At 50.6% G+C, this 23,461-nt stretch carries 18 protein-coding genes and 1 other RNA gene; 8 read left to right on the top strand and 11 right to left on the bottom strand.

From position 1 onward, the window contains the following. Positions 1-171: 171 nt before the first annotated feature. Complete coding sequence (dld, locus tag AC5M9B_RS08315; protein ID WP_487648499.1) at positions 172-1,863, bottom strand: D-lactate dehydrogenase; 1,692 nt, start codon at positions 1,861-1,863, stop codon at positions 172-174. Between the two features lie 499 nt (positions 1,864-2,362). Here dld and AC5M9B_RS08310 point away from each other — a divergent pair, with 499 nt between their 5' ends. After that, positions 2,363-2,584 carry an MFS transporter gene (locus AC5M9B_RS08310; RefSeq protein WP_209283328.1) on the top strand — a complete coding sequence of 74 codons (222 nt, stop codon included), beginning with the start codon at positions 2,363-2,365 and terminating at the stop codon, positions 2,582-2,584. Positions 2,585-2,696: 112 nt separating this feature from the next. Here the strand turns inward: AC5M9B_RS08310 and ffs are convergent. Then, positions 2,697-2,793, bottom strand: an RNA gene (ffs, locus tag AC5M9B_RS08305) — signal recognition particle sRNA small type. Between the two features lie 438 nt (positions 2,794-3,231). On the opposite strand from ffs, the gene AC5M9B_RS08300 reads away from it, so the two are divergent. Then, entirely contained in the window at positions 3,232-7,065 is a 3,834-nt protein-coding gene (locus AC5M9B_RS08300; RefSeq protein WP_487648498.1) for a DUF3683 domain-containing protein, read from the top strand. Positions 7,066-7,451: 386 nt separating this feature from the next. On the opposite strand, the gene AC5M9B_RS08295 is transcribed toward AC5M9B_RS08300, so the two are convergent. From AC5M9B_RS08295 to AC5M9B_RS08270, 6 genes are all read right to left on the bottom strand, one after another. Further along, the gene (locus AC5M9B_RS08295; RefSeq protein WP_070656310.1) at positions 7,452-9,113 is read right to left on the bottom strand and encodes an electron transfer flavoprotein-ubiquinone oxidoreductase; all 1,662 of its coding nucleotides are present in this window, start codon (positions 9,111-9,113) and stop codon (positions 7,452-7,454) included. Between the two features lie 193 nt (positions 9,114-9,306). Beyond that, positions 9,307-9,723, bottom strand: a complete 417-nt coding sequence (locus tag AC5M9B_RS08290; protein WP_487648497.1) for a hypothetical protein — start codon at positions 9,721-9,723, stop codon at positions 9,307-9,309. Between the two features lie 205 nt (positions 9,724-9,928). Beyond that, on the bottom strand, positions 9,929-10,303 hold the full coding sequence (locus AC5M9B_RS08285; RefSeq protein WP_070656308.1) for a hypothetical protein: 375 nt from the start codon (positions 10,301-10,303) through the stop codon (positions 9,929-9,931). Positions 10,304-10,319: 16 nt separating this feature from the next. Continuing rightward, entirely contained in the window at positions 10,320-10,484 is a 165-nt protein-coding gene (locus AC5M9B_RS08280; RefSeq protein ID WP_244969534.1) for a hypothetical protein, read from the bottom strand. A 522-nt stretch (positions 10,485-11,006) separates the two neighbouring features. Further along, positions 11,007-11,912, bottom strand: coding sequence for a metal ABC transporter solute-binding protein, Zn/Mn family (locus AC5M9B_RS08275; RefSeq protein ID WP_487648496.1), 906 nt, complete (start codon positions 11,910-11,912; stop codon positions 11,007-11,009). Positions 11,913-12,327: 415 nt separating this feature from the next. Further along, the gene (locus AC5M9B_RS08270; RefSeq protein WP_019270986.1) at positions 12,328-13,056 is read right to left on the bottom strand and encodes a YebC/PmpR family DNA-binding transcriptional regulator; all 729 of its coding nucleotides are present in this window, start codon (positions 13,054-13,056) and stop codon (positions 12,328-12,330) included. A 372-nt stretch (positions 13,057-13,428) separates the two neighbouring features. Between AC5M9B_RS08270 and AC5M9B_RS08265 the strand changes: the two genes are divergently transcribed. Next, positions 13,429-14,847, top strand: a complete 1,419-nt coding sequence (locus tag AC5M9B_RS08265) for an alanine/glycine:cation symporter family protein (RefSeq protein ID WP_209282732.1) — start codon at positions 13,429-13,431, stop codon at positions 14,845-14,847. A gap of 62 nt (positions 14,848-14,909) precedes the next feature. On the opposite strand, the gene AC5M9B_RS08260 is transcribed toward AC5M9B_RS08265, so the two are convergent. Then, complete coding sequence (locus AC5M9B_RS08260; RefSeq protein ID WP_101810712.1) at positions 14,910-15,395, bottom strand: disulfide bond formation protein B; 486 nt, start codon at positions 15,393-15,395, stop codon at positions 14,910-14,912. A 477-nt stretch (positions 15,396-15,872) separates the two neighbouring features. Here AC5M9B_RS08260 and rpsO point away from each other — a divergent pair, with 477 nt between their 5' ends. Beyond that, positions 15,873-16,142, top strand: a complete 270-nt coding sequence (gene rpsO, locus AC5M9B_RS08255; RefSeq protein WP_016687799.1) for a 30S ribosomal protein S15 — start codon at positions 15,873-15,875, stop codon at positions 16,140-16,142. Between the two features lie 113 nt (positions 16,143-16,255). On the opposite strand, the gene greB is transcribed toward rpsO, so the two are convergent. Continuing rightward, on the bottom strand, positions 16,256-16,747 hold the full coding sequence (greB, locus tag AC5M9B_RS08250; protein ID WP_029609802.1) for a transcription elongation factor GreB: 492 nt from the start codon (positions 16,745-16,747) through the stop codon (positions 16,256-16,258). A 226-nt stretch (positions 16,748-16,973) separates the two neighbouring features. Continuing rightward, complete coding sequence (locus tag AC5M9B_RS08245; protein ID WP_487648495.1) at positions 16,974-18,515, bottom strand: surface lipoprotein assembly modifier; 1,542 nt, start codon at positions 18,513-18,515, stop codon at positions 16,974-16,976. Between the two features lie 562 nt (positions 18,516-19,077). Between AC5M9B_RS08245 and AC5M9B_RS08240 the strand changes: the two genes are divergently transcribed. From AC5M9B_RS08240 to AC5M9B_RS08225, 4 genes are all read left to right on the top strand, one after another. Then, on the top strand, positions 19,078-20,073 hold the full coding sequence (locus tag AC5M9B_RS08240) for a Slam-dependent surface lipoprotein (protein WP_070857346.1): 996 nt from the start codon (positions 19,078-19,080) through the stop codon (positions 20,071-20,073). A 56-nt stretch (positions 20,074-20,129) separates the two neighbouring features. After that, entirely contained in the window at positions 20,130-22,556 is a 2,427-nt protein-coding gene (locus AC5M9B_RS08235) for a TonB-dependent hemoglobin/transferrin/lactoferrin family receptor (protein ID WP_070857345.1), read from the top strand. 130 nt (positions 22,557-22,686) lie between these two features. After that, positions 22,687-22,986, top strand: a complete 300-nt coding sequence (locus AC5M9B_RS08230) for a hypothetical protein (protein ID WP_308025963.1) — start codon at positions 22,687-22,689, stop codon at positions 22,984-22,986. After that, the gene (locus AC5M9B_RS08225) at positions 22,987-23,457 is read left to right on the top strand and encodes a PBECR3 domain-containing polyvalent protein (protein ID WP_487648500.1); all 471 of its coding nucleotides are present in this window, start codon (positions 22,987-22,989) and stop codon (positions 23,455-23,457) included. Positions 23,458-23,461 lie beyond the last annotated feature (4 nt).

Below are 23,461 nucleotides of genomic sequence, written 5' to 3'. Positions count from 1 at the left end.
GCGTATGTGCAGGTAGTGGAGTACGGCTTGGTATTTGAAGTGTAATGTATATTTGCTCATAAAAAAACTGCACCTTGTGAGTTGGAGGGGATGTGTCCAACTTTTGGGGTGCAGTTCAACCTCCATATGGTTTTTCAGACGGCCTTTGTCATTGACACAATCCCTACCTTATCATTCAGCCCAGTTTTTCTTCTTACTGGTTTTACCTATGCCCGGATTGAAGCTGTTGGTCGGGTCGAGTTTCCGGTAGAACTGTTTGAGCGCGGGTTTCGCTTCGTATAAATGGCCGACGTTGTGCTCGGCGGGATATTGCGCGCCGCGTTGGTCTAAAAGATGAAGCATTTCGTGTTCCAATGCCATGCAGTCGTTGCCTTTTTTAATGATGTAATCCTGATGGAAAACGTGGCACATGAAATGTCCGTAGTAGAGTTTGTGGATGATTTTATTATCGATTTCCGACGGCAGTTTTTCAAACCAGTCATGGTCGTCGCGGCGCAGGGCGATGTCCAGTGCGACCAAATCTTCCACTTCGTCGCCATGCACGGCGCGGTAGCGGATGGCGGCTGAGGCGACGGCAAAACGGTGTAGCATGGCGGCTTGGGTTTCTTCGACGTTGCATTCGAAAAACGCGCCGCCGTGGTGGGCAAAATATTCTTTCAAAAACGCGCGCGCTTCATCAACGCCTTTTCCGCCCATTTTCAGAATCAGGTGGTGTTCGTATTTGTCGCGGTAATCGCGCATGGATTTGGGCAGGTGGTCGGGCAGGAGTTTGCTGACAAACTGCATGACTTTGTCGGAAAAATGTTTGGGCAGGAAGCTGACCTTTTTGCCGAATCTATCCACGCGTGCCTTCAAATCAAATAATTTCGGCAGTTGGTGCGTACCGAATTTTTTGATGACGTAGAACGTATCTTTGCCGTACACGTCGGCAATATCGAAAGCGTCGCGATGGATGTATTCGCCGGAAACGGGCAGGCTTTCAAATTCGCCCAAGGCAGCGCGGCGGATGTCGGTCAGCTCGTTGATGTCGTTGGTGCCGATGTAGAACACGGCGGTTTGTTTTTCTTGAGGGAAGGTGTCCAAGCGGACGGCGAAAACCATCAGTTTGCCTGCGCAACCGGACGCTTCGTAATGGCGCGCCGGGTCAGCGTTGAAACGCGCGGCGGTCGGCTCGTCCACTTGGCGGACATGGTCGCAATAGGCGTGATCGTGTCCTTTGCCCGCGTCTTGCGTGATGTCTTTTCTCTGATAATGATGACCTTGAAGATTGGTCAGGATTTCTTCGGGCGTGTCGCCCAAATCTATCCCCAAATGGTTGACCAGCTCCAGCTTGCCCTCTTCGTTGATTTGGGCGAACAGCGCCATTTCCGTGTAGGCAGGACCGCGCTGCACCAATGCGCCGCCGGAGTTATTGCACACGCCGCCTAAAACGGACGCGCCGATACATGAAGAGCCAATGACCGAATGCGGTTCGCGCCCCAAAGGTTTCAGCAGCAATTCGAGCTGGTTCAGGGTCGAGCCGGGCAGACAAACGACTTGTTCGTTGTTGTTGATGGTTTGGATGATGTTCATCCGCATGGTGTTCACAATCACGATGTCGCGGTCGTAATCGTTGCCATCGGGGGTCGAGCCGCCTGTCAAACCGGTATTCGCCGCCTGCGTAATCACAATCACATCTGCTTCAACACATGCCTGCAAAATTTTCCACATTTCCAGAATGGTTCCGGGGCGCACCACCGCCAATGCCCTACCCTCGCCGAAACGGTAGCCTTGGCGGTATTGTTCAGTTTTCGCGGGGTCGGTGATGATGTATTTTTCGCCGACGGTTTGGGTCAGGCTGCTGATTAATTGCGAGGCGGTCATGGCACTCTCCTAAATAGTCTGTTTATATTACTTCGGACATCGAAATCGAAACATTGTAGTAATGCCCAAGGGTAAAGTAAAGGTCGTCTGAAAACGAAATCCGGCTGGAAAACAGGCATCGTAAGCCTATTGAAGCCAAGTTCCGCCTTTTCAGACGACCTTTTGCCTTTTCAGCGCAAACTTTGTGGAGAATCAAATATGACATGGATGGCAGCTTGTCAGTAAAAATGTTTTAAAACATAATGACCCGGCTTCTTATCAATATAGTGGATTAACTTTAAATCAGGACAAGGTGACGAAGCCGCAGACAGTACAAATAGTACGGAACCGATTCACTTGGTGCTTCAGCACCTTAGAGAATCGTTCTCTTTGAGCTAAGGCGAGGCAACGCCGTACTGGTTTAAAGTTAATCCACTATAAAAAAATGCTTCACAACAATAACATCACTCTTCAGAAAGCCGCGCCTTTCTATTCTTCCAACTAAAATCTCAAGCGCGTCTTGACTGATGGCACGTTACTAAAACCGGCTGAAAACAGAAGTTTTGCCACCATTCCCGCCGCCATTCCGTTCCTGTTCGGCAGCATCGGGGCGGGTTGGGTATTCGTCTGCTTCACGGCGATGATGGTGTTGCAGCTCGTTTTCGTGATGACGATGATGCCGGAAACCAAAGGCGTGCCTTTGGAGGAATTGTCCAAATCGCTGATTAAAGAGGATTCTTAAATCGATATGAACGAAAAGGTCGTCTGAAATTTTCAGACGACCTTTTTTCCATCCCGAATTCTGCAAAAGCAAAAACACCGAAGACCAATCAATCTTCGGTGTTTTTTAATAGGGTGGCGAGCCAGACCCCCGGCACTGGCTCATCAGAGTGGGCTGCTGGCTTCCGCCCCTGACCCGTTGTTCCGAATTACCATGCGGGGAGACCCGCCGTAAGAGATTGGCATTATAACTGTTTTACGGGAAAACTCAAGCGCGCCGGCGTCCAAGGTCGTCTGAAAATTTTGTTTGCGGTAAAATTGTCAACAATATCCGCCTTTTTAAAAATCATTCCTATTGAAACATTTTTCGCCTTCGACGTTGAAAAACATCGAAATTTAAACTACATTAACACTTTCTACCAAGTTGTCTGATTGGCTCGAAAATCGTTTTATAGTGGATTAACTTTAAACCAGTACGGCGTTGCCTCGCCTTGCCGTACTATCTGTACTGTCTGCAGCTTCGTCGCCTTGTTCTGATTTAAATTTAATCCACTATAACTTCGTTGAAGCTGCGCTTTCAGACGACCTTTTTTCTAAAAACGCAGCGAAATCATGCAGCAGCTTTCCGCAGTTTCGCCGTACCAATAATCATACGGACACACCGCTACCATGACCACGACTACCGCCCCGCAGCGTATTCGGGAAATTCCCTACAACTATACTTCCTACACCGACCGCGAAATCGTCATCCGCCTGTTGGGCGACGAGGCGTGGCAAATTTTGCAGGACTTGCGCGGACAGCGCAGGACGGGGCGTTCGGCGCGGATGTTGTTTGAAGTGTTGGGCGATATTTGGGTGGTCGTACGCAATCCGTATCTGGTTGATGATTTGCTGGAGCATCCGAAACGCCGCGCCGCGCTGGTGCGGGAAATGCGCCACCGTTTGAACGAAATCCGCAAACGCCGCGACGACAATCCGCAAGTTGATGTATTGGTTGCGGCGGCGGAAAAGGCGGTCGAGCGTTTTGACGGCAGTTTTGACGAAACGCGCCAAAAGCGGCGGCAGATTTTGGAGCGTTTGAGCAAAATCACCAAGCCGCACAATATTATGTTTGACGGGCTGGCGCGGGTAACGCACGTTACCGATGCGACCGACTGGCGCGTGGAGTATCCGTTTGTCGTCGTCAATCCCGACACTGAGGCAGAAATCGCGCCTTTGGTGCGCGCCTTAATCGAGCTGGATTTGGTCATTATTCCGCGCGGCGGCGGCACGGGATATACCGGCGGCGCCGTGCCTTTGGATGCAAACAGCGCAGTCATCAATACGGAAAAGCTGGACAAGCATCGCGGCGTCGAATTTGTAGAACTGGCGGGCTTGGACGGCAAACATCCGATTATTCATTGCGGCGCGGGCGTGGTTACGCGGCGGGTCGAAGAAACCGCGCATCAGGCGGGTTTGGTGTTCGCCGTCGATCCGACTTCCGCCGATGCGTCCTGTGTGGGCGGCAATGTGGCGATGAACGCGGGCGGCAAAAAAGCCGTACTGTGGGGGACGGCGTTAGACAACCTTGCCTACTGGCAGATGGTCAACCCGCAGGGCGAATGGCTGCGCATCGAGCGCGTGCGCCACAATTTCGGCAAAATCCACGATGAAGAAACCGCCGTGTTCAACGTTCACACGCTGGATTCAGACGGCATCAATGTTGTTAAAACTGAACGTTTGGAAATCCCCGGTCACAAATTCCGCAAAGTCGGTTTGGGCAAAGACGTTACCGACAAATTCTTGAGCGGCCTGCCCGGCGTGCAGAAAGAAGGTACGGACGGCATCATCACCAGCGTTGCCTTCGTGTTGCACAAAATGCCGAAACACACGCGCACCGTGTGTATGGAGTTTTTCGGCACAGTCGCCACCGCCACGCCTTCTATCGTCGAAATCCGCGATTTCCTGCTTGCCCACGACAGCGTGCGGCTTGCGGGTTTGGAACATTTGGACTGGCGTTATGTCCGCGCCGTCGGCTACGCCACCAAAGCGGCGGGTAAGGGGCGGCCGAAAATGGTCTTGCTGGCGGACGTGGTTTCAGACGACGAAGCTGCCGTAGAGGCAGCCGCCGAACACATCTGCGAACTCGCCCGCGCCCGCGACGGCGAAGGCTTTATCGCCGTGTCGCCCGAAGCGCGCAAAACCTTCTGGCTCGACCGCAGCCGCACCGCCGCCATCGCCAAACACACCAACGCCTTTAAAATCAACGAAGACGTGGTGATTCCGCTGGAGCGGCTGGGCGAGTATTCGGACGGTATCGAACGCATCAACATCGAGCTTTCCATCCAAAACAAACTCAAACTCTGCGCCGCATTGGAGCAATATCTGTCGGGCAAACTCCCTATCGACAAAATGGGTACGGACCTGCCGACCGCCGAACTTTTGGGCGAACGCGGCAAACACGCCCTTGCCCACGTTTCCGCCGTCAAAGCGCGTTGGGACTGGTTGCTCGCCAATCTGGACACGCCGCTTGCCGACTACAAAGCCCGCTACGGCGCAGCCGTCCATGCCGCGCCCGAAGCCAAAGACGACGAGAGCTGTTTCACCGCATTCCGTGATTTCCGTCTGCGCGTTTCCGTCAAAGACGACGTAATGAAACCGCTCGCCGAAATCTTCAGCGGCAAAACCGACACCAAAATCATCGAAGGCTTGGGCAAAATCCACGCCAAAACCGTGCGCGGGCGTGTCTTCGTCGCGTTGCATATGCACGCCGGCGACGGCAACGTCCACACCAACATCCCCGTCAATTCAGACGACGCCCAAATGCTTCAGACGGCCTACCGCTCGGTCGAACGCATCATGAAAATCGCCCGTTCGCTTGGCGGCGTGATTTCGGGCGAACACGGTATCGGCATTACCAAGCTCGAATTTTTGACCGATGAAGATTTGCAGCCGTTTTGGGACTATAAAAAACAAGTCGATCCAAAACACACCTTCAACCGTCACAAACTGATGAAAGGCTCGGACTTACGCAACGCCTACACGCCGTCGTTCGAGCTGTTGGGCGCGGAATCGCTGATTATGGAAAAATCAGACCTCGGCACCATCGCCGATTCCGTCAAAGACTGCCTGCGCTGCGGCAAATGCAAACCCGTCTGCTCCACCCACGTCCCGCGCGCCAACCTGCTGTACAGCCCGCGCAACAAAATCCTCGGCGTGGGTCTGCTGACCGAAGCCTTTTTATACGAAGAGCAAACCCGCCGCGGCGTTTCCATCAAACACTTCGAAGAACTCATGGACATCGGCGACCACTGCACCGTGTGCCACCGCTGCGTCAAACCCTGCCCCGTCAACATCGACTTCGGCGACGTAACCGTAGCCATCCGCAATTACCTTGCCGATTCCGGTCATAAACGCTTTGCACCCGCCGCATCGATGGGTATGGCATTCCTAAACGCCACCGGACCGAAAACCATCAAAGCCCTGCGCGCCGCAATGATACAAACCGGCTTCCCCGCGCAGAACTTCGCTTACAAAATCGGCAAACTGCTGCCCATTGGCACCAAAAAACAAAAAGCCGAACCCAAAGCCACCGTCGGCACCGCTCCGGTCAAAGAACAAATCATCCACTTCATCAACCGTCCTTTGCCCAAAAGCGTGCCCGCCAAAACACCGCGCTCCATGCTCGGCATCGAAGACGACAAAAGCATCCCCATCATCCGCAACCCTGCCGCGCCTGAAGATGCCGAAGCCGTGTTCTACTTCCCCGGCTGCGGTTCCGAGCGCCTGTTCAGCCAAATCGGACTCGCCGTCCAAGCCATGCTCTGGCACGTCGGAGTACAAACCGTTCTGCCGCCGGGCTATATGTGTTGCGGCTATCCGCAGGACGCGGGCGGCAACAAGGCAAAAGCCGAGCAAATGAGCACCAACAACCGCGTCGCCTTCCACCGCATGGCGAACACCCTCAACTACCTCGACATCAAAACCGTCGTCGTCAGTTGCGGCACCTGCTACGACCAGCTCGAAAAATACCGCTTTGAAGAAATCTTCCCCGGCTGCCGCATCATCGACATCCACGAATACCTGCTCGAAAAAGGCGTGCAACTGAACGGCGTAAAAGGTCAGCAATACCTCTACCACGACCCCTGTCACACACCCATCAAAACCATGAACGCCACCCAAATGGCAAGCAGCCTCATGGGGCAGAAAGTCGTCTTAAGCGACCGCTGCTGCGGCGAATCCGGCATGTTCGCCGTCAAACGCCCCGACATCGCCACCCAAGTCAAATTCCGCAAACAGGAAGAAATCGAGAAAAACCTCAAAGAGCTGCCGCAGGGCGAACCCGTCAAAATGCTCACCTCCTGCCCCGCCTGCCTGCAAGGCCTGAGCCGCTATGCCGACGACAACGACATGCCCGCCGACTATATCGTCATCGAAATGGCGAAACACATCCTCGGCGAAAACTGGCTGGACGAGTTTGTGAAAAAAGCCAACAACGGCGGCGTGGAGAAAGTGTTGCTGTAAGGTTTGTAAGGTTTTCAGACGACCCCAAAGGTCGTCTGAAAACCTCATTTATTAAATCAGCGGAGAGACTTTGGAAGGTTGGAGTAAAGACAGTTTTGATGCGCTAATTTGCCGAAAACAGTTTGACGTATTTCCTATATCTTCCGAGGCTGAAAAGGCGATGGCTCAGGAATTGGCTTTGCCTGTAAACTGTGTTCCCAAACAATCCCCCCTTTGATTTTCAGACGACCTCTACGTTTGAAACAGATAAAATCCTATTTCTTCTTCAACACTTTCCGACTATGAAAAAAAGTCGTCTGAAAACCTTAAACCAAGATTTTCAGACGACCTTTCTTTACCCGGCGTGGCAAATGTTTGCCCAACTTAGCCAAAGTTACCGCCGAAACCTACATCCCGCCGTAATTCGGTCCACTCGCACCTTCAGGGCAAATCCAAGTAATGTTTTGCGTCGGGTCTTTGATGTCGCACGTTTTGCAATGAACGCAGTTGGCGGCGTTGATTTGCAGGCGCGGGCTGCCGTTTTCTTCGACGATTTCATACACGCCTGCCGGACAATAGCGCGTTTCAGGCGAGGCGTATTCTTTGTAGTTCACGTCTATCATCGTTTGCGGATTTTTCAGCACCAAATGGTCGGGCTGGTTTTCTTCGTGCGCGAGATTGGCAAGGAAGACGCTGCTCAAACGGTCGAAGGTCAACACGCCGTCGGGTTTCGGATAATCAATCGGCTTGCACGCGGCGGCTTTTTTGAGCTGCTCGTTGTCTTTGCCGTGATATTTCAAGGTCCACGGGGCTTTGCCTCTGAAAATCATCTGGTCGATGCCGGTATAGATTGAGCCGAGGTAAACGCCCCATTTGAATGACGGACGGACGTTACGCGCGGCGTAAAGCTCTTGATACAGCCAGCTTTGTTCAAAACGTTGCTGATAATCCGCCGCCTCTTTACCGCTGTTGAAGTTTTCCACTTCTTCAAGGTTTTCCAACAAGGGGAACACGGCTTCGGCGGCGAGCATGGCGGATTTCATCGCGGTATGGATGCCTTTGATGCGCGGCATATTGAGGAAACCCGCCGCATCGCCGATTAAAACGCCGCCCTTGAACGAGAGCTTCGGCAGGCTTTGCAAACCGCCTTCAATCAGCGAACGTGCGCCGTAAGCGATGCGGCGACCGCCTTCGAAGGTTTTGCGGATTTCGGGATGGGTTTTGAAACGTTGGAACTCTTCAAACGGCGACAGATAAGGGTTTTGATAATCCAAACCGACTACGAAACCGACGGCGACTTTGTTGTCGTCGAAATGATAAACAAACGCGCCGCCGTAGGTTTTGCTGTCCAGCGGCCAGCCCGCGCTGTGTACCACCAAGCCGGGCTGATGTTTTTCAGACGACACTTCCCAAATCTCTTTGATGCCCAAACCGTAAGTTTGCGGCTGGCTGTTTTGGTCGAGTTGGAAGCGTTCGATGACTTGCTTGGAAAGCGAACCGCGGCAACCTTCGGCAAACAGGGTTTGCTGCGCCCAAAGCTCCATGCCGGGCTGAAAACTGTCGGTCGGCTCGCCGTCTTTGCCGATACCCATATTGCCGGTTGCAATACCTTTGACCGAACCGTCTTCGTGATACAGCACTTCGGCAGCGGCAAAGCCCGGATAGATTTCCACGCCCATATTTTCCGCCTGCTCCGCCAACCAGCGCACGACTTCGCCCAAGCTGACGATGTAATTGCCATGATTGTCGAAATTAGGGGTAATGGGCAGATTGAACGCCTTTTTCTCCGTCAGGAACAACACTTTGTCCTGCGTTACCGCGCGCGTCAGCGGCGCGCCTTTTTCTTTCCAGTCGGGAATCAGCTCGTTCAGCGAAATCGGATCAATGACCGCGCCCGCCAGCGAATGCGCGCCCGCTTCCGAACCCTTTTCCACCACGCAAACGCTGATTTCGCGCCCGTTTTGTTCGGCAAGCTGCTTCAGTTTGATGGCGGCAGACAAACCCGACGGGCCTGCGCCGACAATCACGACATCGTATTGCATACTGTCGCGGGTGATGGATTCTGTCATGGCGGTTCCTGTATGTTTATTATTGAATTGCAAACTCGTGATTATACAACGGGAACATATAGTTACCAAATACAACAAAGGTCGTCTGAAACCATGTTTTCGGTTTTCAGACGACCTTTTCTTCAAGTCCAACTAATTTTCCACATATTATTCTACATATTGACGCAATACACTTTCCGAATACCACTCTTCTTCATTTTTTGCCAATATGATAGAGCACACCTTCCTCAAAAAGGGTTTTATCCGATATTTCATCAATAAAAACAAAGCGTCCATATATAGATAGCATTTTATCTATCTTAGTAATATCTGTCAGACACAGAAAAAAATTGCAAGGAATACCGTTCAAATCCTCCAATAAATCGCATTGAAGCCTAAAGTAATCCAATTTCAACTGTTTTTTGTTTTTCTTGATAAATTCTAAATAAGTACGCTTATTGGCAAAATTTTCGGGATACACCCCTTTCTCTTCAGAGAAAGTATAAATCCAATCATATAAAGAAAAATTTTTATCTCCAATATGAAATAAATTATTTTCATTATATTTTGAAAAACCCCGAATTTCCTTATTGTCCGGGATACTGAGAGTAATAATGAGCGCAGCAGACATAACAAATAAATGCAGCAAATAGAAAAAAGCCTAACCAAACGATGAATTGAGGTAAAACATCGCCCACATGACATCTATTCTTGTCTTTTCCCAAGAATAGACAAGAATGACCAGTATGACTGTCTAATGGATTGGAAATTCAAACTCATCACTAACAAAGGTCGTCTGAAAAAGTTTTCAGACGACCTGTCTGTCTGCAAACCGCTTACATTTCCATGCGGTAAAAACACCGCAAATCCAGCCTCAACCCCGCGCTGATTTGTGCAACGGATACCTTATTTTCCTTTATATGTTTCAAAACAAGCTTGGCAAAGTCTTCTTCGCCTTCCCGATGCCTCAAAAGCACATCAGAAAAAACAAAACTCCCACCGCAAAGCCCGTAAATCCATCTGAGCCACTCCGCCCCTTTTTCCATCATACACGATTCAGTTTCGCTTCTTTCCGTATAAACACCGCCTTCGCAAAACCTGAAATAGACCCACAAATCAGTATTTTGCGCCACTAGGGCAAACGCTTCGCCACGCATTTTCGCCAGCATGGGGCAAGGGCGGGAAGCAGCAATCAAATAGGCAAAAGACATACAGATACCGTTTTGTTTATTTGTTCAAAATATATTTTTGTCCGAAGCCGACGCAAAAAAACGGCGCATCCGACAACGTCCCGCGCCCGATGCCGACTTCAGGCAAGTCCCCGAAATCCTCGGAACAGGCAAATTCCACATAGCGCAGGTTTTCCGACATAGAAACGATGACATCCCGCATGTCTTCCGACAAACAGAAAACTGACTCGCAAGGACATTTGTTTCTCAATTCCAATTTCAAATATTGCTTAAACAGCTTGGGGTTTCCCTTTTCCGTAATCCATCCTTCGGAAGACATATAGGCTTTTGACAGGAAATCGTCATCGCTATTCCATACCTTGCGGAAAAACGTATAAGCCGTATCCTCTTTTTCAACATAAAACCGCCTCTGCTTCAGCAAGTGGATGTACGGATTATCGGATTCGCAGACTGAAAAAACATCTTATTCCTAATTCTCAGTAATCCCAGATTTCTTAAGATGGCAGGTCATCCTGACGACCACGGTCAAATCGCCGGATACGGCAGCTGCCTGCATGACACATATAACGCGCCACGCCTGGTCGAAATCGGCTTCTGTTATTTAAAGTTTGTTATTTCTTTCAAAGATGAAAATGTCCTTATTACACAAAAGGCCGTCTGAAAACCTTGTATTTAATTTTCAGACGACCTTTTGAATTTTTCAATTCAAACCAATCAAGCGGTTTTATTTTTTCATCGCATCAGTCAAGGCTTTGACGTTGTAGCGGTACATGCCGATGTAAGTATTGGCAGGTACGCCGCCGAGTGCGTCGGAGTAGAGTTTGCCGCTGACGTTGACGCCGGTTTCTTTGGCGATGCGGTCAACCATGCGCGTGTCTTTGATGTTTTCGGTAAACACGGCTTTGATGCCTTCGCGTTTGATTTGGCGGATGATGGAAGCCACTTGTTTGGCGGACGGCTCGGCTTCGCTGCTCACGCCTTGCGGGGCGATGAACTCGATATTGTAGCGTTTGCCCATGTAGGAGAACGCGTCGTGTCCGATCAGGACTTTGCGCTTGGCGGCAGGAACGGCGTTAAACGCAGCTTGAGCGTCGCTGTGCAGTTTTTTCAGTTGCACTTGGTAGTTGCCCAAACGTTGTTGGTAATAGGTTTTGCCTTCGGGGTCTGCCTGAATCAGGGCATTGGCGACGTTTTGGGCGTAGGTCGTCATCAAAACGGGGTCGGTCCAGACGTGAGGGTCGAATTCGCCGTGGTCGTGGTGGTGGCCTTCGTGGTCGTGGTCATGATGATGACCGCCTTCTTCGGCTTTAAGCGCCTGTATGCCTTTGGTTGCTTCGGCGAAGGGAACTTTGCTTTGTTTGACGGCGCGCTGAACATCAGCCGCTTCCAAACCCAAGCCGTTGAGCAGGACTAATTTCGCACTGCGGATTTTTTTGATGTCGCCGCTGGTCATGTGATAGGCGTGGCTGTCTTGGTTGGCGCCGACCAAATTTTGCACGGCAACACGGTCGCCGCCGATTTGTTTGGTAACGTCGCCCAAAATGCTGAAGCTGGTAACGACGTTCATCGGGGCTGCGTAAACTGCGCCGGACATTAATGCAGCGATGACGCCGAGTTTCCAATGTTTCATGTTTTTCCCTCTCCAATTGATATAACGTAACAATCCGTCATTTTAAAACAGCAAGACGGAATCTTCAAGCAGCCCCACTTATAGATAATTCCCTAGCCTAAAAGTTTTTAGATACTGCAATTTTAAGTTTTCAGACGACCTTTGTGCCTATTGTTTTTGTGGACGGAGTCCATGCTACGGCACTTGTGTTGCCGACAAACGTTGTAGCGTGGGCTTCGCCCACGAGCCACTCAAGATTTCAGACGACCTGTCCGCCAGTCAGCTTCGTGGGTAAAACCCACGCTACGGCGTTAGTGTTGCCAGCAGGTAACGTAGCGTAGACTCCGCCCGCGAACCATTGAAGATTCCAGTAAACAGCCCAAAAATCTCAGAAACAAAAAAGCAGACCCATCAGGTCTGCTTTCAATCTTTCCTATTAATCCAGATTCAAAACGGCGGAGGTGTAAACGTCCTGTACGTCGTCCAAATCTTCCAGAGCGTCAATCAATTTCTGCATTTTGACGGCATCGTCGCCGGAGAGTTCGGTTTCGTTTTGGGCGCGCATGGTGACGTCGCCGTCAACGGATTTGTAGCCTGCGGCTTCCAATGCGGCTTTCACACCCGCCCAGTCGTTCGGGGCGGTGATGACTTCGATGGAGCCGTCGTCGTTGGCAATCACGTCTTCCGCACCGGCTTCCAGAGCGGCTTCCATCAGCGCGTCTTCGTCAACGCCGGGTTCGAACACCAAATAACCTTGATGCACGAAGTTGAACGCTACGCAGCCGTCAGTACCCAAGTTGCCGCCGTTTTTGGTGAACGCATGGCGCACGTCGGCGACGGTGCGGGTTTTGTTGTCGGTCAGGCAGTCCACCATCAGCGCCGCGCCGCCGATACCGTAGCCTTCGTAGCGCAACTCGATGTATTCCACGCCTTCCAAGTTGCCCGTACCTTTATCGATGGCGCGTTGTACGTTGTCTTTGGGCATATTGTTTTCGGCGGCTTTTTCCAAAGCCAGGCGCAGGCGTGGGTTGGCGCCGGGGTCGCCGCCGCCCATGCGGGCTGCAACGGTGATTTCTTTGATCAAACGGGTGAAGATTTTGCCGCGTTTGGCATCTTGACGGGCTTTTTTATGCTGGATATTCGCCCACTTGCTATGACCTGCCATATATGGATTCCTTTCGATTTTCCGCCTTATCCGGCGGGCTCTTGCTCATTTTCAAAGGGCGCATTTTAACATAGGTTGGATATGCCTAAAATATTTCAGACGACCCCGCACCCTGCCAAAGGGTCGTCTGAAAACGCCGATAGCGCCCGACAAACGCAAAATTCTTGTCTTTGCCCAAACCTGATCTTTTTTTTCGTTTGCCTCACAAAAGGTTTACGGTATCATGCAGACCTGCTTCAGGATTGTTGACAACTTGGGGCAAAACGGACGAAGCCGGTCTGCTCGCCGCGCCGTCCGACACAACGGCATTCGACGGAGTAACCGCCGACGGATGCCGTCATCTGTTCATTTTTCAATATAAGGTTTGTAATTATGGAAGAAACATTGTCTGCACTGGTGGGCGCAGTCAATCTGATTCTGTGGGATTACATGCTGATTTACGCCCTTTTGGGCATCGGCCTGTTTTTCACACTCTATCTTGGCGCGCCGCAAATTACCAAATTGGGGGCGGGGTTCAAATCCGTCTTCGGCGGTTTGTTTTCCAAAAAAGACAAAGATGATAAATCTTTGTCGCAATTCCAAGCACTCGCCGTCGCCGTCTCCGCCCAAATCGGTACGGGCAACGTCGCCGGCGTGGCAACCGCCATTACCGCAGGCGGGCCGGGCGCGATTTTTTGGATGTGGCTTTCCGCCGTTTTGGGGATGTCCACGATTTTTGCCGAAGCCTTGCTCGCGCAAAAATACCGCGTCGTCAGCCACGGCAAATACATCGGCGGTCCCGCGTTCTACATCACGCACGGCCTGACCCCGAAAATCGGGCGCGGCGCGGCGCGTTTCTTATCGGGCTTCTTCTCCATCGCCCTGATTATCGCGCTGGGCTTTATCGGCAACGCCACGCAGGCAAACTCCATCGCCTCCTCCGTCACCATCGCCTTTAACGTACCGGCATTGGCAGTAGGCATCGCCCTCGCCGTTCTCGCGGGCATGATTATCGTGGGCGGCGTCAACCGCATCGCCAACATCGCCCAATTCGTCGTGCCGTTTATGGCGATTATCTATATCTTGTGTGCGGTCGTTATCCTGTTCAAATTCTCCGACCATATCATACCGATGTTCAACCACATCTTTACTGCCGCCTTCAATCCTGAAGCCGTTTTAGGCGGCGCAGCGGGTATTGGTATGCGCGAAGCCGTCCGTTTCGGCGTGGCACGCGGGCTGTTCTCGAACGAAGCGGGTATGGGTTCGACACCGCACGCACACGCTACCGCCGACGTGAACCACCCCGTTCAACAAGGCTTGGCGGCATTTATCGGCGTATTTATCGACACCATCTTGGTCTGCACTGCCACCGCGCTGATTATCCTCCTGACCGATGCCAACCTCTCCGGCGAACAAGGCGCGGCGGTTACCCAATTCGCCTTCAGCAAAGCCTTCCCCGGCTTCGGTTCGCAACTGCTCGCCGTCTGCCTGACCTTCTTCGCCTTCACCACCATCATCGGCTGGTACTACTTCGGCGAGTCCAACATCCGCTTCCTCTTCAGAGGCAAACACTTGGGCATCTACCGCGCGCTCGTGCTGCTGGCTATCGTGTTGGGTACGCTGGGCAAGGTCGATTTGGTTTGGAGCCTGTCCGATATGTTCAACGGCTTCATGGTCATTCCCAACTTAATCGCCCTATTCCTCTTGCGCAAAGAAATCCGCACCGTTTACGACGATTATCTGGCGCAGAAAAAAGCAGGCAAAGACTTGTCCTACCAATATGAATTCCACGAATTCCACGACAAGGCTTAATCCGCAATCGTGAAAAGGTCGTCTGAAAATTTTCAGACGACCTTTTTTTAAATTCCGGACATTTATCTCGTTTTCAACCAAGCAAACCAGACCAACACGAGAACGAAACAAAAATAAGCGATACTCCAAACCGGCAGCGCGATACCCAAAAAATAATCGGGTACGGCGCAATTACCGAAGCCGCGCACGATGGGTTCGAACCAGTCAAACAACGGCCAGTCCTTCAAGCGGAACGTCCACGGAGCACCACAGGAAGGTGCTGTACCCGGCGGCAGGCTTTGCAACCACAACTGATAAGCCGCCGTCCCTATCCCGTACACCGCAGGCGCGCTGATAAGCAAAGCGGAAAATGTCCGCCCCACTTTAGAAGACTGACGGAAAAATACCGCCAACAAAGCCGCCACGCCTACCGCCAATACGCACAAACGCTGCACGATGCACAATACGCAGGGATTCATCCCTAAAACATATTGCGAAACAAACGAACCGCAGGCAGCCAATACGGACAAAACGAGCAAAAACAAGGCTGTTTTTCTAAAAAAATTCATAATATCAAAGCTCTTTGCAAATTTCAGACGACCTCTTCATGCCGTCGATCAGCGTCTATTTTACTACAAACCCACGCCCTTCCGAACAGCCCTGCCCATTCACCGAAATTCTAAAAAAGTACCCACGCCGCCATTTCTGTTCGGGCGGCAATCCGCAATAATCGCTGAATCTTGCCGAAATCAGAAGCCCGGATTCACGCCTATACAGGAATGATGAAAATATTTTCTATTTTAACCTGCTATAAAATGCACCGAATCAAAACTTCTCGCGCATACTTTACGCCACACCCCGATACTTTTTCAGACGACATTTCCACAATTTCGTATAAAAAACAGGATTCAGCCGTGCAAAACAGATGAAACTGTGGCATAATCCGCCGGTCTTCACAAAAAGACTTCAGGAGTTTGAACGGGTTCGCGCTCGTCAAACTTGTCCGAACCGAATAACGGTTCTTTTATTTTTCGGAGTTATCCATCATGGCATTGACCGTAGAACAAAAAGCACAAATTGTTAAAGATTTCCAACGCAAAGAAGGCGATACCGGCTCTTCTGAAGTACAAGTCGCTCTGTTGACTTTCCGCATCAACGACCTGACTCCCCACTTCAAAGCCAACCCTAAAGACCACCACAGCCGTCGCGGCCTGTTGAAAATGGTTAGCCAACGTCGCCGTCTGTTGTCTTACTTGCGCCGCACCCAACCTGATACATACCGCAACCTGATCACCCGCTTGGGTCTGCGCAAATAATTTATGCTTTACCGGACACCGCTTGCAAAAGCGGTGTTTTTTTATAGAAAAGGTCGTCTGAAAACGTATTGGTAAAGTTTTCAGACGACCTATCTCTTATGCTTACGAGAGATTTAATCTATCCGTATATATTCCACCGACAAAATCTCAATCTCCTCGCGCCCTTCCGGTGTATTCAAGATGACTTCGTCCCCTTCCCTCGCTTTAATCAGACAACGCGCCAACGGAGAAATCCAAGAAATTTTGTTTTGCGCGGTATCGATTTCATCGACGCCGACGATTTTGACGGTTTGCTCGCGCCCGTCGCCGCGTAACAGTCCGACGGTTGCACCGAAAAACACTTGGTCGGTCGCTTCGCGCAATTCGGGATCGACGACGACGGCAGCTTCCAAACGCTTGGTCAGAAAACGGATGCGGCGGTCGATTTCGCGCATACGGCGTTTTCCGTAAAGATAGTCGCCGTTTTCGCTGCGATCGCCGTTGCTTGCCGCCCAGTTGACGATTTGGACGATTTCGGGACGTTCTTTATTGACCAGTTGATACAGCTCGTCTTTCAACGCCTGCCAACCAACGGGCGTAATGTAGTTTTTGGTTTCGTTACTCATGATATATATCTGATTATTTAGGATATACGGCAGTTTCAACAAAACTTCGAACTGCTGCATTGAAATGACTGATTCTACCGTCCTTAAGACGGAAGGTTCAAGCTGTCTATATTGATTGCAAAACCCTATCCATCGGCTTGAAAATGCCGCAAAGGTCGTCTGAAAGCCTACGATGCCCGTTTTCAGACGACCTTTATTGATTAAGTATTCGAATTTTAGGCTTTTTTTAAAAATTCCACTCCGCGCCCAACGACCATTGACGGCTGCTGCGCCGTGCATAAGGGGCATTGCTGCGGATGCGGCTGTATCCGTAATTCAAGGTCGGCGTGATGCCTTTGTAGGACAATTTATTATGGCTGAGGCTGACGAAGAGGGAACGCTCGCGGTTGCGTTGCGGCTCCGTACCGAATGCCATAATACCTTTATAGCGACGGTTGGCAAATGAAGCGGTCAGGCGGCTGTTCAGCCCGCCCAAAAACGGCCATTGCTGTATCCAGCCTATATTGAACCCGTTGCGGCGGTAGGCGGCATTGTTGACGGCATTGCGTATGTTTTTGTTTTCAGGAACAAAGCGGTTGTATTGCCAACCGCCGAACAGGGCTGTATTGCCGAAACGGCGCGCCAGGGAGAGATAGGTACTGTCGTGCCAGCCGTCGTTACGCAGCGCACGATCAGTTTCTCGATAGTTTTGGCGGTAGCGTTCCAGCGAGTAATAAAGTTGTGTCGCGTTGCCGAGATTGACCATATGCGAAAACTGTACGCCAACCCCGTGTGCCAGCATATAAGGCGTGGCACGGCGGTTGTTTTCTTTTTTGCTGTCAAATTCGCTACTGCCTGCCAACTGTGCCTGATAAAACGGTAAAACGCTGACGGTTTGTTTGCCGTCCTTACGCTGCCAGCCCAAATAAGCCCTGCCGAACGCATCGTCGTAAGCCGATTGGCGGTCGAAAAAATAGCTCGTTCCGCTGAGGTTGGCGCGGAATTTGACGGCGTGATGCCCGTACAGCGGGGTGAGTTTTTCGGTGTTCAATTCGTAATTCAAGCCGTTGGCACTGACGGGCAAAGTAACGCTGCATGCGGTTTGCCCCCTTGTTTCGATGCAATAACGCGGAGCAGCGTTGTTGGCGTTATCGCTATGCATGGGACTGATTCCACCAGACCATTTCCATTCTGTCTGCCGCTTAACGGCTTCTTGAAAGCGTTTGACGTTTTCCAAAACGGGGGCAGGTATATCGCGTTGCGCAGCATGGCGAAAATGCGCCGCCGCCTCGCCCAAACGATAATCCTGAAACTCTGCCGCCGCCAAATCCAACAATATGCGGTCGTCTGAAACGTCGGATTCATAAAGGGTACGATAACGCTCGACCGCTTCGGAAGTCCGCCCTTTCAACTTTGCCAGCAAAGCATCGGCACGCGCAATCAGCTTGGGATTGTGGTTGGGCTGTTTGCGGTAAAGGGCGGCAAGCGAAGAAACCAAATCTGCGCTATTGCCGTTAAGTGCTTGAATCAGCGCGTCCTCAAGAATACGCGGGTTTGCCGCTAAAAAATCATCGCCGACCACAGTCGGTTTGCCGACATTCTCATTCTTTTCAGACGACCTTTCTTCTTCGGACAAAATATCCAGCCATTGTTTTTGCTGCACTTGTACGGCAGCATCCTGAGAAGGCGAATCCTGCCGGACACCACCTTCGGGCAATTGAGCCAAGACTGCGGAAGGCAACAGGCAACATAACGATGCCGAAACCATTTTTTGTTTTATTCTTAACATTCAAAATCATCCGAAATATATGTGTGTATATCGTAGGGGTAGCCAAATGCAAACCGCCATGCCCTACTGATTCCCCCAGTCAGGGATTTACGGCTGTCAAAGGTCGTCTGAAACTTTTCAGACGACCTTATTTTTGCGTAAAAGCAACAGATTCGCATTAAGATGCAGCATTATAGAGGTAAATTTCCAAAACAAACATAACTGATTTATTTTTATGGTCTTATAAATTATTCAAATGTTATTCATCAGTAGATTCATAGGATTAATCAAGCCAACCCACTAAACACGCCTGCAATATATCTTGCGTATCCAAAGCAATCGTTTGATCCACACTATCCCCCAATATTCTTCATCATTAATAGATAGCATTATCAAATCAAATATTTAGAATAAATATTCAAACCTATGTCATTAATTGATTTATTTCTTAATATTTACTTCAAAAATCATAAAAACTCCGCGCAGATATTGCCAAAACACCATAATTATTACAAAATATTACAACAAAATTGGTAATCCTTATCATTAATTTATAAAATATCAATATTAAGAGAGATTCATCATGAAAATCAAAGTATCCGCAATTTCTGCGGCCGCCTCCCTGATTCTGACTGCCTGCGCGGGAGGAGGTGCATCAGAACCCAAAGTCCCCGTTGCCATACCTACGGCTCAGCCTATCGCCAATGTCAAGTTGAGTGATGAAAGCAGTGCGGTACAGACCATCAACACCCTTTCCGGTAAAGGCGGCAGTCTGCATGAAGCCGAACTCAAAGTAAAAGATCTATGGGGCGACTATACCCCCAGTAAACAATATGTCTATCAAACCCCTTCCGGCAACTATTACAACATCAGCTCATACTCTGATCCGATAGTTCCCTCATCTTTCAGCCCTTCCTACAATCTGCGTACCCGCCATGAAGGACAACCTTTATCTGAAGGTGGCAAACTGTTTGTCTGTTGCAGCAATTCCGGACAATTCACCTATGCACCGGCAACCAAACAGGACCACCTCAAATTCGGCGCATGGATAAATGCAGACGGCACAGCAGACCTGTTTGTCGGCGGCAAACCCGTCGGAACGGCGAAACCGTCTTATTACACTCCGTCAGACAGTACAGTGGCAAAAGGCAAAACCACATACGAAGTTTGGGCAGTCCGCGTCCGCAACGGCAATATCGTTACCTCCACCTATGAGCCCGGAAAATCCTTTGGGTCGTCTGAAAAAACCGCGCCCAAGCTTTCACTGCTGACAGCCAATTTCAACACCAACAAACTCGGCGGCACGATTTTAGGTAATGCGGATTACGGTCCGGACGTTGTGATGAAAGATGTAGGCATCAACGGCGTTGATTTCTCAGGCACTGCTGAATCCGACGGAAAAAACGGCAAAGTCGAAGGAAAATTCTTTGGTCAATTTAACGGCGATAAAACAGAAGTCAGTATAGGCGGTAAAGTTACCTTTGATGCCGATAAATCGTTGGATACCGTATTCGGCGGCGTGAAGAATGATGACGACCGCAATACGACAGATACAAGCTTGACACCTGTCAGCAAGTAACCGCACATCAGGCATCCCAATAAACCGATAATCAGTACATCTTTAAGAGGCAAAAAATGTCCTTCCCCTTTAAACCCGTACTGCTGGCAGCTATTGTCAGCCAAACTTTCCCTGCCTTCGCTGCCGACCCCGTACCACAAGCCCATCAGGACTTGAATGAAGTCAAAGTCATCGGCGGCCGCAAAGTCCAAAAACTCGGTGAAGAGAAAGTCCGCCGTCAGGCATTGGATAAACAAATGGTCTCCGATGAAAGCGACTTGGTACGCTACGATCCGGGCATCAGCGTCGTCGAAGGCGGACGCTCAGGTTCCAACGGTTTTACCATACGCGGCGTCGATAAAGACCGTGTCGCCATCAACGTGGACGGACTGGCACAAGCAGAAAGCAGGTCGTCTGAAGCGTTCCAAGAGTTGTTCGGCGCATACGGCAACTTCAATGCCAACCGCAACACTTCCGAACCTGAAAATTTCTCGGAAGTAACCCTCACCAAAGGCGCGGACTCGCTCAAATCCGGCAGCGGTGCATTGGGCGGTGCCGTCAACTATAAAACCAAATCCGCAAGCGACTATGTTTCCGAAGAAAAACCCTACCACTTGGGCATTAAAGGCGGCTATATCGGACGCAACAGCCAAAAATTCAGCAGCATTACCGCCGCAGGAAATTGGTTGGGACTGGACGCATTGATGGTCTACACCCGCCGTTTCGGTAAAGAAACCAAAAACAACAGTGATACTGCCGATACCAAAATTACCGACAGCGATAAACAAAGCTGGAGCCCGAATGCCGGCATTACCAACTACGGCAGCCTGGGCGTGGCGCGCAGCAAACCTGACCCTCAAAATTGGGAAAACATAAGCACCCTGTTCAAGCTGGGTTACAACTTCAACGATCAAAACCGTATCGGCTGGATTTACGAAGACTCTCGTACCGACCGCACCACGACCGAATTGTCCAATATGTGGGCGGCAAACTATAAAGGCGAGGCAGTGGGCGATACCCGCTCCCGACAAGATATTTCCTACCGTAAACGCATCGGTTTCGAATACAAAAACCAACTTGAAAAAGGACCATGGGACAGTCTCAACCTGCGTTACGACCGTCAAACCATCGACATGAGCACCTGGACTTGGGACTTGCCGACCGATTACGCCAAAAACGGTATCAATAGCGAAGCGTACCATATGTTCCGCAACATCCGCCAGAAAACCCGCCAATGGGGTGTGGAAGCTGAGAAACAGCTTGATTTCTCCAAATCAGTTTGGGCTATGCAGTACGGCGTGGGCGGCAACAAAGGCAGCAACGCCAACCGCGACCATAGCTACTGGGTGAACCTATACGACCCCAAATATCAAACGTCGAACAGCCAAGAATTGGCAATGCTGGTCGAAAGCTCGTCTAAAAACCGTTTTGCCTATTGGAACAACACCTTCCAATTCGGCAACGACAACCAATACCGCCTGAGCGCAGGCTTGCGCCATGACAAAAGCAGCAGCAGAGCCAAAGACAATCCGAACTACTCGTCCGGCATCCGTGCCCAAATCCCCTATTTGGGCAGCGAACGCAGCCACAGCGGTTTCAGCTACGGCGTGAGCTTCGACTGGAAATTCACGCCGCATCTGAATCTTCTGGCGAAATACAGCACAGGCTTCCGCGCCCCGACTTCGGATGAAACTTGGCTTTTATTTACACATCCTGACTTCTACCTTAAAGCCAACCCCAACCTGAAAGCCGAAAAAGCCAAAAACTTTGAATTGGGTTTGGCGGGCAGCGGCAAAGCAGGAAACTTTAAACTCTCCGGCTTCCAAACCCGCTACCGCGACTTTATCGAATTGACGTATATGGGCGTTTCGTCAAACGACCCGAAAAATCCGCGATACGCCCCGCTTTCAGACGGCAAGGACACTGCATTGGTCAGCTCGCCCGTTTGGCAAAACCAAAACCGCTCCTCGGCATGGGTGAAAGGTTTGGAATTTAACGGCACATGGAATCTCGACAGCATCGGTTTGCCGCAAGGCACGCACGCAGGTATCAACGTCAGCTACATCAAAGGCAAAGCCAAGCAGAACAACGGACAAGAAACCCCGATTAACGCCCTTTCTCCGTGGTCTGCCGTTTACAATCTGGGCTACGATGCTCCTTCCAAACGCTGGGGCATCAACGCATACCTGACCCACACCGCAGCTAAAAAACCGTCTGACACCGTCCACAGCAGTGATGATTTGAACAATCCCTGGCCTTTTGCCAAGCACAGCAAAGCCTATACGCTTTTCGACCTGACAGGCTACGTCAACTTGGGCAAATATTTCACCCTGCGCGCCGGTGCGTACAACATCGGCAACAAAAAATACTACACTTGGGAATCGCTGCGCAGCATCCGCGAATTCGGCACAGTCAACCGCGTTGACAACAAAACCCATGCCGGTATAGAACGCTTCACTTCTCCGGGCAGAAGCTACAACTTCACGCTTGAAGCCAAGTTCTAAAAAAGTTTGAAGTAACAAGAAAGGTCGTCTGAAACTTGAAATCCAAGTTTCAGACGACCTTTTTCTATTGATATACAACAATCGGCAGACGAAATCCTCAACAAACGTTTATGGAATGAAATAACAAATAATGAACAAGACGCAGGCTGAAGCAAACGCCACGCTGTACGCCCGCGCAATCGAAACCCTTGCAGGTCGTCTGAATATGGGAATCCGTGATTTTGACGCAGCCTATGGGGGCATGAATGTGGTCGGCGAAAGCCTTTTAGACGACAGCGTATTGAATCAAGCATTAGCAAGCAACCCGCCGCGCGGATGGGTACATAGCGAAAACCCGCAGGACGCAATCAACATCTGGACAACAGACGGACGGGAAACCGCGAAAAACGAAGCTGTATTTTGGACTTTGGATAACGCGGCAGATACCTGAATTGCCGATACACAGGGATATTCACATTCCATCAGCCGATTTGCAGCACACCACATCTACAAAGAACATGGCAACACCAAAACGGAAGAAGAACGCGGACAGGTTGCCGTAACAGCGGAGGATTTGACGCGGATTCCCGATATTGTTACATCGCCTGACAAAATCGTAACAGGTTTTCAATCAGAACAAGGGGCTGAACGGGTTGCGTATTTGAAGAGATTTGATGACGGGCTGATGGTTTACATCGCCGAAGCCAGCCGTAAAAAGAAAGATTTTCGAGCTATTCCATGCGGAAGTATCCCCCAACGGCAATATCCGAAAATGTCATCAAAAACATTTCCAGCCAAAGCCTCAACGTCCGAAACGGGGAGAGGGCATATGACAATTCTACCCCCAACACCGACACCAATCAAGACATACTGTTTCAAGGCGGCGCAGACCGTGGAATGTTCAGCCGTGAGCATAACCTGATTGC

It is taken from the genome of Neisseria flava (genome assembly GCF_982712965.1).
Note: the sequence above shows the minus strand (reverse complement) of the source record. Positions and strands in the feature narration are given on the sequence as shown.

Bases quoted from the DNA above. Each gene is read 5' to 3' on its own strand.
- dld (WP_487648499.1), bottom strand. From the start codon at position 1,863: ATGACCGCCTCGCAATTAATCAGCAGCCTGACCCAAACCGTCGGCGAA.
- AC5M9B_RS08300 (WP_487648498.1), top strand. From the start codon at position 3,232: ATGACCACGACTACCGCCCCGCAGCGTATTCGGGAAATTCCCTACAAC.
- AC5M9B_RS08295 (WP_070656310.1), bottom strand. From the start codon at position 9,113: ATGACAGAATCCATCACCCGCGACAGTATGCAATACGATGTCGTGATT.
- AC5M9B_RS08290 (WP_487648497.1), bottom strand. From the start codon at position 9,723: ATGTCTGCTGCGCTCATTATTACTCTCAGTATCCCGGACAATAAGGAA.
- AC5M9B_RS08285 (WP_070656308.1), bottom strand. From the start codon at position 10,303: ATGTCTTTTGCCTATTTGATTGCTGCTTCCCGCCCTTGCCCCATGCTG.
- AC5M9B_RS08280 (WP_244969534.1), bottom strand. From the start codon at position 10,484: ATGCGGGATGTCATCGTTTCTATGTCGGAAAACCTGCGCTATGTGGAA.
- AC5M9B_RS08275 (WP_487648496.1), bottom strand. From the start codon at position 11,912: ATGAAACATTGGAAACTCGGCGTCATCGCTGCATTAATGTCCGGCGCA.
- AC5M9B_RS08270 (WP_019270986.1), bottom strand. From the start codon at position 13,056: ATGGCAGGTCATAGCAAGTGGGCGAATATCCAGCATAAAAAAGCCCGT.
- AC5M9B_RS08265 (WP_209282732.1), top strand. From the start codon at position 13,429: ATGGAAGAAACATTGTCTGCACTGGTGGGCGCAGTCAATCTGATTCTG.
- AC5M9B_RS08260 (WP_101810712.1), bottom strand. From the start codon at position 15,395: ATGAATTTTTTTAGAAAAACAGCCTTGTTTTTGCTCGTTTTGTCCGTA.
- rpsO (WP_016687799.1), top strand. From the start codon at position 15,873: ATGGCATTGACCGTAGAACAAAAAGCACAAATTGTTAAAGATTTCCAA.
- greB (WP_029609802.1), bottom strand. From the start codon at position 16,747: ATGAGTAACGAAACCAAAAACTACATTACGCCCGTTGGTTGGCAGGCG.
- AC5M9B_RS08245 (WP_487648495.1), bottom strand. From the start codon at position 18,515: ATGTTAAGAATAAAACAAAAAATGGTTTCGGCATCGTTATGTTGCCTG.
- AC5M9B_RS08240 (WP_070857346.1), top strand. From the start codon at position 19,078: ATGAAAATCAAAGTATCCGCAATTTCTGCGGCCGCCTCCCTGATTCTG.
- AC5M9B_RS08235 (WP_070857345.1), top strand. From the start codon at position 20,130: ATGTCCTTCCCCTTTAAACCCGTACTGCTGGCAGCTATTGTCAGCCAA.
- AC5M9B_RS08230 (WP_308025963.1), top strand. From the start codon at position 22,687: ATGAACAAGACGCAGGCTGAAGCAAACGCCACGCTGTACGCCCGCGCA.